This window comes from Actinomadura sp. CNU-125 (assembly GCF_001942465.1).
GTDB lineage: Bacteria > Actinomycetota > Actinomycetes > Streptosporangiales > Streptosporangiaceae > Spirillospora.
Genome location: NZ_MKJY01000009.1, coordinates 18,107 through 28,012 on the forward strand (window position 1 = coordinate 18,107; position 9,906 = coordinate 28,012).

Annotated in this window: 9 protein-coding genes and 4 pseudogenes; 1 reads left to right on the forward strand and 12 read right to left on the reverse strand. The window is 73.6% G+C overall.

Annotated elements, in window-relative coordinates:
- Positions 1-21: 21 nt before the first annotated feature.
- The 5 genes and pseudogenes from BJF79_RS01300 to BJF79_RS65195 all read right to left on the reverse strand — a co-directional run bounded on the left by BJF79_RS01300 (position 22) and on the right by BJF79_RS65195 (position 5,252).
- On the reverse strand, positions 22-1,185 hold the full coding sequence (locus BJF79_RS01300) for a thiolase family protein (protein WP_075894624.1): 1,164 nt from the start codon (positions 1,183-1,185) through the stop codon (positions 22-24).
- Positions 1,186-1,232: 47 nt separating this feature from the next.
- Positions 1,233-2,536, reverse strand: a pseudogene (locus BJF79_RS01305) (MFS transporter).
- Between the two features lie 370 nt (positions 2,537-2,906).
- Entirely contained in the window at positions 2,907-3,803 is an 897-nt protein-coding gene (locus tag BJF79_RS01310; protein WP_075894625.1) for an alpha/beta fold hydrolase, read from the reverse strand.
- Positions 3,804-3,844: 41 nt separating this feature from the next.
- A complete protein-coding gene (locus tag BJF79_RS01315; RefSeq protein ID WP_075894626.1) occupies positions 3,845-5,089 on the reverse strand; it encodes a cytochrome P450 in 1,245 nt (414 codons plus the stop codon).
- A 43-nt stretch (positions 5,090-5,132) separates the two neighbouring features.
- Complete coding sequence (locus BJF79_RS65195; RefSeq protein ID WP_410050024.1) at positions 5,133-5,252, reverse strand: rubredoxin; 120 nt, start codon at positions 5,250-5,252, stop codon at positions 5,133-5,135.
- Between the two features lie 77 nt (positions 5,253-5,329).
- Here BJF79_RS65195 and BJF79_RS66365 point away from each other — a divergent pair, with 77 nt between their 5' ends.
- A complete protein-coding gene (locus tag BJF79_RS66365) occupies positions 5,330-5,578 on the forward strand; it encodes a hypothetical protein (RefSeq protein WP_410050023.1) in 249 nt (82 codons plus the stop codon).
- 64 nt (positions 5,579-5,642) lie between these two features.
- Here BJF79_RS66365 and BJF79_RS57955 read toward each other — a convergent pair whose 3' ends face one another.
- From BJF79_RS57955 to BJF79_RS55015, 7 genes and pseudogenes are all read right to left on the reverse strand, one after another.
- The gene (locus BJF79_RS57955) at positions 5,643-6,176 is read right to left on the reverse strand and encodes an alpha/beta fold hydrolase (RefSeq protein ID WP_262401369.1); all 534 of its coding nucleotides are present in this window, start codon (positions 6,174-6,176) and stop codon (positions 5,643-5,645) included.
- Positions 6,173-7,288, reverse strand: coding sequence for a fatty acid desaturase (locus BJF79_RS50345; RefSeq protein ID WP_083733075.1), 1,116 nt, complete (start codon positions 7,286-7,288; stop codon positions 6,173-6,175). The genes BJF79_RS57955 and BJF79_RS50345 overlap by 4 nt, the downstream gene beginning before the upstream one ends.
- A gap of 22 nt (positions 7,289-7,310) precedes the next feature.
- On the reverse strand, positions 7,311-7,607 hold the full coding sequence (locus BJF79_RS01330) for an acyl carrier protein (protein WP_075894627.1): 297 nt from the start codon (positions 7,605-7,607) through the stop codon (positions 7,311-7,313).
- A 65-nt stretch (positions 7,608-7,672) separates the two neighbouring features.
- A pseudogene (locus BJF79_RS57960) lies at positions 7,673-8,275 on the reverse strand (fatty acid desaturase); the annotation flags it as partial.
- Positions 8,179-8,643, reverse strand: a pseudogene (locus BJF79_RS57965) (fatty acid desaturase); the annotation flags it as partial. The pseudogenes BJF79_RS57960 and BJF79_RS57965, both read right to left, overlap by 97 nt.
- A gap of 4 nt (positions 8,644-8,647) precedes the next feature.
- Positions 8,648-9,571 carry an acyl-CoA desaturase gene (locus BJF79_RS01340; RefSeq protein WP_075894628.1) on the reverse strand — a complete coding sequence of 308 codons (924 nt, stop codon included), beginning with the start codon at positions 9,569-9,571 and terminating at the stop codon, positions 8,648-8,650.
- A pseudogene (locus BJF79_RS55015) lies at positions 9,568-9,906 on the reverse strand (hypothetical protein); the annotation flags it as partial. The gene BJF79_RS01340 and the pseudogene BJF79_RS55015, both read right to left, overlap by 4 nt.

A 9,906-nucleotide genomic window follows, 5' to 3' on the forward strand; every position in this document is an offset into this window, starting at 1 on the left:
GGTCGGCGTCCGGGGACGGCGTCAGAGCCGTTCGAGGACGACCGCGTTGGCGAGGCCGCCCGCCTCGCACATCGTCTGCAGGCCGTAGCGGGCGCCGCGGTCCTCCATGGCGTGCACGAGGGTCGTCATGAGGCGGGCGCCGCTGGCGCCGAGCGGGTGCCCGATGGCGATGGCGCCGCCCCGGACGTTGACCTTCTCCAGGTCGGCGCCGGTCTCGTGCCGCCACGACAGCACGACGGGCGAGAACGCCTCGTTCACCTCGAACACGTCGATGTCGTCGATGGTCAGCCCGGCACGGACGAGGACCTTCTCCGTCGCGGGGATGATCGCGGTGAGCATCAGCAGCGGGTCGGCGCCCGCCACCGCGAACGAGTGGAAGCGCGCGCGCGGGCGCAGGCCGAGCCGCGCGGCGGCCTCGGAGCTCATGATGAGCAGGGCGGCGGCGCCGTCGTTGACGGGCGAGGCGTTCCCGGCGGTGACGTTCCAGCCGATCTCGGGGAACCGCTCGGCGTACTCCTCCCGGTAGTAGGCGGGCTTCAGCCCGGCTAGCGCCTCCATGGACGTGCCCGGGCGGACGGTCTCGTCGCGCATCCCCGTCCAGGCGACCTCGCGGTCGAACTCGCCCGCGGCCCAGGCGGCGGACGCGCGCTCGTGCGACCGCAGGGCGAAGTCGTCCAGATCGGTGCGGGTCAGCTTCCAGCGGGACGTGATCAGTTCGGCGCTGATGCCCTGGCCGACGAGCCCCTCGGGGTAGCGGGCGGTCATCCGCGGGCCGAACGGGTCGCTGCCGGGCAGGACGCTCGACCCCATCGGGACGCGCGACATCGACTCGACGCCGCAGGCGATCGCGACGTCGTACGCGCCGCTCATCACGCCCTGCGCGGCGAAGTGCGCGGCCTGCTGGGACGAGCCGCACTGCCGGTCGACGGTCGTGGCGGGCACGCTCTCGGGGAACCCGGCGGCGAGCACCGCCGAGCGGGTCGCGTTCACCGCCTGGTCGCCGACCTGGCTGACGATGCCGCCGATCACGTCGTCCACGACCGCCGGGTCGACGCCGGACCGTTCGATCAGGCTCTGCAGGGTGCGGGCCAGCAGGTCGACGGAATGCTCGCCGTGCAGCGCGCCCCCCGGTTTGCCCTTGCCTATCGGGGTGCGGACGGCTTCGACGATCACCGCGTCTCGCATGACAACCTCCTCGGATCGAGCTTTCGTATCGCGGGTGGAATGTGCGGTCAGGCTTTGCGCGCGCGCGGGATGAACAGGCAGACGGCCGCGGCGCCGACCGTCGCGGCGATCGTCAGCAGCCAGCCCGCGTCGAAGTCGGCGGCGGTGCGGGCGGCCTCGCCGCCGCCCAGCACGGCGATCAGCGCGGCGACGCCGACGACCGTCCCGACCTGCCGCGCCATGGTCACGACGGCCGAGCCGGTGGAGAAGCTCGTCGGGGGCAGCGCCGCCACGGCCGCGCCGATCAGCGTGGGCAGGGTCAGCCCGACGCCGACGCCGGTGAGCAGCATGCCGGGGAGCATCCCGAGCGCGTAGCCGTCGGCCATCCGCCACATCCACCAGGCGACGCCCGCGGCGAAGACCGCGCAGCCGATGAGGGCGAGCGGCCCGGAGCCGATCTTGCGGGCGAGCGGCGCGCCGCCCATCGCGAGCGCGGGCACCATGAGCGGGCCGGGGGTGATCGCCAGGCCGGTGCGCAGCGCCGACCACTCCCAGACGTCCTGGCACCACAGCACGCAGGACAGCAGCATCGCCGCGAACGCGACCGCGAACAGCACGTTCGCGAGGGACGCGGGGCTGAACGCCGGGGCGCGCAGCACGCCGAGCGGGAGCACCGGCGCGGGGTGCCGCGCGGACCGCAGGACGAACAGGGCGAGCACCACCGCCGCCCCGGCCAGCGATCCGAGGATCTGCGGGGACGTCCAGCCGTCGCTCTCGCTGCGGACGACGCCGAACGCCAGGGCCGCGATCCCGGCCGTCAGCAGGGCGGCGCCGAGCAGGTCGCGGCGCCGCGCGTCCGGACGGGCGGGCGCGCCGGGCAGCATCCGCAGTCCGGCGAGGATCGCGGCGGCGCCGATCGGCACGTTGACGAGGAACACCCAGCGCCAGTCGAGTTCGGTGAGGAGCCCGCCGAGGACGGGGCCGAGCGCGGCGGCGAGGCCGCTGATCGCGGTCCAGCCGCGCACGGCGGCCATCCGCCGCTCCGGCGGCGCCGCCGCCAGCAGCAGCCCCAGCGACGACGGGATCAGCGCCGCCGCCCCGGCCGCCTGCAGGACGCCGCCGCCACCAGCCACCACACTCCGGGGGCCACCGCGCACGCGACGGACGCGAGCGTGAACACCGCGATGCCGAGCAGGTAGGCGCGCTTGGCGCCGGCGCGGTCGGCCAGCCCCCCGGCGGGCACCAGCAGCGCCGCGAAGACGACGGCGTAGGCGTTCAGGATCCACGACAGCGACGCCAGCGAGGCGCCCGCGAAGTGGTCCCCGACCTGCGGGAGCGCCACGTTGACGATGAACAGGTCGAGGTTGGACATCGCCACCCCGGCCGCGACGATGGCGAAGACGGCGCCGAACGGCGCGGCCCGTCCCGTCCCGCCGGACGGTCCGCCGGACGGGGCGCCGGACGGGGCGCCGGACGGGGCGCCGGACGGGGCGCCGCCCGGTTCGCCGGGCGCGACCGAGTCGGCGGTCTGCGCGTCTGAAGGACTCACGGTTCTCCTCGCAAGGCTCGGCCGGTTCCCGATGGTGACGCGACGCTAACAATGGTGAGTTGGAAAACACAACCCACCCGTCCGGAGACCCGCGTCACAGCGAGGGGCCGGGCGCCCGAACGTTGATCTGCGGCGTGTTGCCCTTATGAGCGCCCGAGTTAAGGCAACACGCCGCAGATCAACGAGACCCGGCTCAGCCCATGAACTCCCTGATGGCGTCGATTACCGCCTGGGGCTGCTCTTCGACTAGGTAGTTGCGGCTGCCCTCTATCTGCACCACGCGGACGTCGGTTCCCTGCTGCGGGAGCTTGTCGAGCATGTAGTCGTAGAAGGGGCCGTAGGCGAGCCCGAGCATCGGCACGGTGATCTTGTCGTAGGAGTAGAAGTCCTCGATGTCCTGCCGGTACGCCTGGAACCACTTCTTGCTGGCCCGGATGGCGTCCGCCGAGTCGTAGGCGCGCGCGTAGACGTCGCGGTCGCGCGGCGGGATCGCGTCCGGGTCCGTCAGGCTCAGCCCGAACATGTAGTCGATCATGTGCCGGTAGCGGCCTTCGAGGACGGCCTCCGGGAAGTCGGGCACCAGGTTGAAGCCCAGCCACCACCGGTACGGGCCGGGCTCGCCCGGCCGCGGCATGATCCGGAACTCGTAGTACGACTCGTCGATGTGGGTGGTGTTCAGCATGACGAGCCGGTCGCACGCCTCGGGGTGGTTCGCGGCGAACGCGAACGCGACCATGGACCCGATGCCGTGCCCGGCGATCGCGACGCGCCGGTGCCCGAGGTGCTCGCACAGCTCCAGCACGTCCCGCGCCATCGCCTTCTTCTCGTAGCCCGCCTCGGGACGTCCCGACCCGCCCATCCCGCGGATGTCGACGGCGATCACCCGGTAGCGCTCGGCGAGCGCCGGCATGACCTTGCGGTACTCCCACCAGGTCTCCGGCCAGCCCGGCAGCAGGACGAGCGGCGCGCCCGTCCCGCCGGTCACGTAGTGCAGCCGGACGCCGTTGACGTCCGCATGCTCGCTGGCGAACCCGGGCCCGAGGGACGCCGCGAGTTCGGCGTCGCTCGTCCCGTCCTTGACATCGGTCATGGTCTTCCTTCCGCTGGACGGCTGGGAGCGGTGTCGCGCGTTCATCCGGTGACGACCGACAGCGTGGCGTGGCCGCGCTGCACGAGCTGGTCGCGGAACGTGGGGCGCCCGGCCCGCTCCAGGTTCGGGAACCGGCGCAGCAGCATCGGCACGACGGTCTCCGCCGACATCCGGGCGAGGGCGGCGCCGAGGCAGTAGTGGGCGCCGCCGCTCAGCGTCAGCGGCTGGTTGTCGGGCCGGGTCGGGTCGAACACGGCGGGGTCGGCGAAGCGCCGCGGGTCCCGGTTGCCCGCGGCGATCAGGAGCGTCACCGGGGTGCCCTGGGCGATCTTCATGCCGAAGTAGTCCATGTCGTGGGCGGCGACCCGGTTGAGCGCCTGCACGGCGGGGTCGAACCGGAGCGTCTCGTCCACGAAGCCGGGCGCGGCGGACGGGTCGTCGCGCAGCCGTCCGGCGTGCTCGGGGTGTTCCAGCGCGAGCCGGACCATGTTGCTCAGCAGGTCCTGCGGCGCCTCGGTCGCCGCGACCGTGAGCAGCATCAGGTTCGCGACCAGCTCCTCGTCGGTGAGCTCGCCGCCCTCGTCCCGGGCCCGGACGAACGCGCTGGTGAGGTCCGCGCCCGGCGCGGCGCGGCGGCGCGCGACGAGGTCGTAGGTGTACTCGGCGAGCCGGTCCATGCCGCCGTCGCCGCGCTCCAGCTCCGACAGGTCGCCGATCGGGTCGAGCGCGGTGGTGATGTCGCCGATGATCCCGCGCATCTCCCGCCGGTCGCCGGCCGGGACGCCGAGCAGCTCGCCGATGACGTCCGCCGCGAACCGGAACGAGAACTCGGGGACGAGGTCGACGGCGGCGCAGCCCGCGCCCAGGACGGCGACGTGCTCGACGGTCTCGGCCGCGAACCGCTCCACCAGCGGCCGGTACGCCTCGACGCTGCGGGCGGCGAACGCGTTGCCGAAGAACCGCCGGTACCGCTCGTGCGCCGGATCGTTGGCGAACAGCATGTTCTTGGTGAGCCACCGCCACGACGAGTGCTCCCGCCAGCCGGGCATCTTGCGGTCCTGGACGGCGCCGTCGGTGGACAGCATCCCCGGCTCGCGCAGCGCCCGCGCGCACTCGGCGTAGCCGGTGGCGAAGACGTGCACGCCGTTCAGGTCGACGAGCGGCCCGTGCGCGCGCATCTCCTCGTACAGCGGGTAGGGGTCCTGCTTCCCGTCGGGCGCCAGCAGCCGCAGCATCACGTCCGCGGGTTCGGCGAGGGTCCGCACCCCGCTCGCTCCCTGTGCCATGCTCACTCCCAGTCCATAGGGGCCATCACGAAGTCCTCCTTGCTCACGCCGCAATCGGGGCACGACCAGCGTCCGGGATGTCGTCCCAGGACGTGCCGGGCGCGATCCCCTCCTCGGGCAGGCCGTCCTCCTCGCGGTAGACGAACCCGCAGACCAGGCACATCCACGCCCGTCCCCGGACCGTCTCCGCCGCGGCCGCGTCGCCGCTCCTCACCGGACCGCCTCCTCACCGGTGCTCGCGTGCCGGGCGACGAACGCCGCGACCCGGTCCCGGACGCCGGGGTCGAGCAGGATCCCGAAGTGCCCGCCCGGCGCGTCCTCCTGCCGCGCGCGCGCAGGCCCGCGGCGACGGCCTCCGCCTCGGCGTACGGGACGACGCCGTCGCGCGGGTCGTGCAGCACGAGGGCGGGCAGGTCGAGGTCGCCGCCGAGCCCGACCACGTCCCAGTGCGAGACGGGCACGCCGTTGCGCCGCCGCAGCTCCCGGTAGATCTCCGCGACGACCGGCCGCCGCAGCCGCAGCTCCGCGCCCGCCCACCGCTCCAGCACGCCGGTCAGCGTGCAGGTCGGGGCGAGCAGCGCCAGGCACCGGACGGACGCGCCGGGCCGCGCGGCGAGCGCCCGGCCGCGGCGATCGAGCCGAGCGAGTGCGCCACCACCGCGCGCACCTCGCCGAACGTGTCGCCGAGGGCGTCCAGCACGGCGCCGGTCGCGCGGGTGAACTGCGTCATCGTCGCCTGCGAGCCCGCGGCGACGCCGTGCCCGGGGGCGTCGAACGTCGCGACCCTGTAGCCGAGCGCCCGCAGCGGCGGCACGAGCGCCTGCATGCTGCTGCTGTCGATGCCCCAGCCGTGCACGAGGAGCGCGACCGGGCCGTCCTCGCCCCACAGGTAGCCGCCGCGGACGTCCGGGTCGCCGCCGACCGTGAACCGGCGGGCGTCGGGGACGACGTCGTCCGGCCGCAGCCCGAGCGCGCGCGTGGTGCTGAACGCGTCGGTCGCGCGCCGTCCCGCCGCCGCGGGCGCGACCGTCCCGACCGCGGCGTAGCCGAGTCGCCGGACGGGCAGCGGCGCGCGCGGCGCCCTCACGGGACGGCCCGGACAGTCGCGGGCGCGGCGGCGCGCTCCTCGCTCCCCGGCGGGATCTGCGTCTTGCCGAAGTCGCTGTAGAAGCCCGACTCGGTGTCGTAGAAGTGCAGGCGGCGGACGATGTGCCACAGGTGCCGCGCCTTCAGGTCGCGTTCGCGCACCATGCCCGGGTACGCGCGCTTCAGCGCCTCCTGCGCCTTCGGCAGGTTGTAGAACGGGACGGGCGGGGCGACGTGGTGCGCGGTGTGCACCGAGATGTTGTGCGTGAGGAACAGCAGCCACTTCGGGTACCGGTAGTCGGTCGTCAGCAGCAGCCGTCCCGCGTTCTTCGTCCAGTGCTCGGACGTCAGGTAGGGCACGTCGGACGCGCTGTGGTGCATCAGCGTCGTCGCGCTGAACCACGCGTGGGTCGCGACCCACGGCGCCACGAAGTACAGCAGGAGGCCCTTGACGCCGGTGAAGTAGATCAGCGGCGGGAAGTAAAGGACCGACGCGGCGACCACGAACCAGATGGAGCGCCGCACCTCGCGCCGCATCTCCCGCTTCGGGAAGAACGACGGGCGGAATCCCGACACCCGCCAGTAGTTGATCGTCCCGCCCCAGAACGCCCAGGTGCGGGTGCCGTGGTAGACGAGCCGTTCCCGCAGCGGCATCCGCGCGTACATCGCGGCCGGCATCGGCTTCCAGTCGGTGTCCAGTTCGAGGTTGTTGGTGTTGGCGTGGTGCAGGTTGTGGACGTGCCGCCACGCGTGGAACGGGTAGATCAGCGGCAGCAGCGACACGTGCCCGACCGCGACGTTGAGCTTGCGGGAGCGCGAGAACGAACCGTGCCCGCAGTCGTGCGCGATGCAGTGCAGGCCCCAGCCGCCGAGCCCCGCCACGACCAGCAGCGGGACGTACAGCGTCCAGTGCGGGGCGAACGCCATCGCGACGATCGCGCCCAGGTACAGCGCCCAGCTCACGGCGAAGCCGAGCAGGCCGCGCCGCACCCGCGGGGTGAAGTACTCGCGCGGGATGGCCGCCGCGAGCCGTTCGTCCTTGATCTGGTCGGACTTGCGCAGGAACTCCCCGAACCGGTCGCCGGGGGCCGTCGGGAAACTGAAGACGGACATGATCGCCGGTCTCCTTCCGCGCTCAGGCCCGCTCGGCGAGGTGCAGCTCGCGGGCGAGGTGCGCGCTCAGGTCGTCGATGGTCTGGTGCTCGTACAGCAGGCCCGGCGACAGCCGCCGCTCGACGACCTTCTCCAGCGCGCCGGACACCTGGACCGCCACGCGGGAGTCCAGCCCGTACGCCTCGAACGACTTGCCGGTGTCGATGTCCGCGGGCGCCGCGCCGACGCGGGCGGCGAGGTGCTCGATCAGCCAGGCGCGGAGCGACTCGGTGCTCAGCGGGCCGTCGAGGCCCGGGGTCTTCTTGCTGCGCTTGAACATGTGCGGTCACACTCCGTGATCGATGGTGGGCGTGTGGTGGCAGAGGCCCTGGTGGGAACGAGGGGTCAGGCGGACGCGCGGTCGGTTCGGCGCTCGCTCCGGGGGCCGCGCGTCCGGCGGGCGGCGATCGCGGCGGCGTCCGGCTGCCGCAGGTCGCGGACGACGCGGAGCCGGCCGAGGACCGTCAGCGTCCAGCCGCTGAGGTCGGGCTCCCAGGCGCGGACGGCGTGCCGGTAGGAACCGGGGAACGCGTGGTGGTTGTTCTGCAGGCCCTCACCGAACGTGAAGACGGCCACCGGCCAGTTGTTGGCGCTGCGGTCGCCGTTGTCGAACGGGCGCCCGCCGATCATGTGGCTGAGCGACCCGACGCACCAGGCCGCCTGGTTCGCCACGAACATCCGGGCGAGGCCGCCGAACACGAACCCGGTGAGCGCCGCCGCGGCCGTCCCCTCGACGGCGAAGCCGATCGCGGCGGGGAGCAGCAGTCCCGCGGCCATCCACAGCTGGTACGTCCGGTGGTAGAAGAACAGCCTGCGGTCGCGCAGGACGTCCGGCGCCAGAACCGCCAGCTCGAACTCTCGTCGCTGAGCATCCACGGCATGTGCGCCCACCACAGGCCGCGCAGCTTCGCGCCGAGGCCCGCACCGGCGAGGTTGGGCGAGTGCGGGTCGCCGTCCCGGTCGCTGAACCGGTGGTGGCGGCGGTGCGTGGTGACCCAGTACATGATCGGTCCCTGGCCGCCCATCGACCCGGCGATCATCAGGGCTCCCTCGAAGAACCGGGACGTCTTGAACGACTTGTGCGCGAGGTACCGGTGGAACCCGATCGTGATGCCGAACATGTGCACGAGGTACATTCCGGCGAAAAGCCACAGGTCGGTGGCCGTGTAGATCCCCTGCCACAGCAGGACGGCGGCGGCGGCCGTCCCGAGGCCGGGCAGCGTCATCATCGCGAACGCCGTGATCCACTTGATCCGGGCGCTGGACCGGTCGAGCTTGACGATCGCCGCCTCGGGCGGCGCGGTCATGGTCGTCATCGGGCTATCCCCTCGGGTTGTCCCGGCCGCCCGGCCGGGGGCGGCGGACGTCGGAGACCAGGCGCAGCGCCGCCAGCAGGCCTATGACCGCGCCGGTGAGGTCGAGTTGCCAGAACGTGTGCCGGTTGTGCGCCAGCGCCGGGCGGGCGTGGTGGTTGTTGTGCCAGGACCCGCCGACCGACAGGGGCGCGAGCGCCGCGACGTTGCGGCTGTTGTCGCGCGTCCGGTACGGGCGGCTGCCCAGCGTGTGGCCGATCGAGTTCACGCCCCAGGTGACCTGGTCGAGCAGGAAGATCCGGGCGAGCCCGCCCCACAGCAGGCCCCCGACGGCGCCGCCGGCGCTCCAGGTCAGCAGGCCGCCGAGCGCGGCCGGGATCGCCAGCCCCAGCAGCACCCACGCGAAGTACAGCTCGTTGATCCGCATGACGGTGCGGTCGCCCAGCAGGTCGGGGACGTGCTTGCTCCAGTTCCCGCGCCGGACGGTGAACAGCCAGCCCGCGTGCCCGTGCCAGAAGCCGCGGAGCCGCGCGAACCGTCCGTCCCCGATGGGTTTCGGGGAGTGCGGGTCGCGGTCGGTGTCGGTGAAGGCGTGGTGGATGCGGTGCGTCGCGACCCAGAACACGATCGGCCCCTGCGCCGCCATGGACCCCGCCACGCCCCACGCGGCGGTCACGGCGGGGCGGGCGCTGAACGCGCGGTGCGAGAAGAACCGGTGCAGGCCGCCCTCCACGCCCAGCGCGGTCACCAGGTACATGCCGCCGAGCAGCAGCCCGTCGACCAGCGTGAACCCGTAGGTGAACGCCCACACCAGCGCGGCGGCGAACCCGGCCGCGGGCACGCACACGGTGAGGTAGGCGAGGCGGCGGGCCTGCGCGTCGGTGTCGGGAGCCGCGGCGGTGTTCCGGGACGGGACGGCGTCGACGGTCATCGCGGCACCGTCCCGGCGGTCGCCGTCGCCGTCGCGGGGGCGGCGGGGACGAGACGCTTGAGGGTGCCGCGCTCGAAGGCCAGCCGGGCGGCGCCGCGCCGCACCTTCCCGCTCGTGGTCGTCGGCACCGTCCCGGGCGGCCCGAGGTGGACGACGGACGGCCGCACCCCGTGCCCGGCGGTCACCGCCGCGACCACCGATTCCTCGATCGCCGCGAGCTCCGCCGCGACCCGGCGTCCGGCGCGGCGCAGTTCGGCGACCACCACCAGCGACTCCGTGCCCGCGCCCGTGCCGACGCCCGCCGCGACGCCCGCGGCGACGGACGGGCGGACCTC

Excerpts from the sequence above, each read along its gene's own strand:
- BJF79_RS01300 (WP_075894624.1), bottom strand. The coding sequence starts at position 1,185 with ATGCGAGACGCGGTGATCGTCGAAGCCGTCCGCACCCCGATAGGCAAG.
- BJF79_RS01310 (WP_075894625.1), bottom strand. The coding sequence starts at position 3,803 with ATGACCGATGTCAAGGACGGGACGAGCGACGCCGAACTCGCGGCGTCC.
- BJF79_RS01315 (WP_075894626.1), bottom strand. The coding sequence starts at position 5,089 with ATGGCACAGGGAGCGAGCGGGGTGCGGACCCTCGCCGAACCCGCGGAC.
- BJF79_RS65195 (WP_410050024.1), bottom strand. The coding sequence starts at position 5,252 with ATGTGCCTGGTCTGCGGGTTCGTCTACCGCGAGGAGGACGGCCTGCCC.
- BJF79_RS50345 (WP_083733075.1), bottom strand. The coding sequence starts at position 7,288 with ATGTCCGTCTTCAGTTTCCCGACGGCCCCCGGCGACCGGTTCGGGGAG.
- BJF79_RS01330 (WP_075894627.1), bottom strand. The coding sequence starts at position 7,607 with ATGTTCAAGCGCAGCAAGAAGACCCCGGGCCTCGACGGCCCGCTGAGC.
- BJF79_RS01340 (WP_075894628.1), bottom strand. The coding sequence starts at position 9,571 with ATGACCGTCGACGCCGTCCCGTCCCGGAACACCGCCGCGGCTCCCGAC.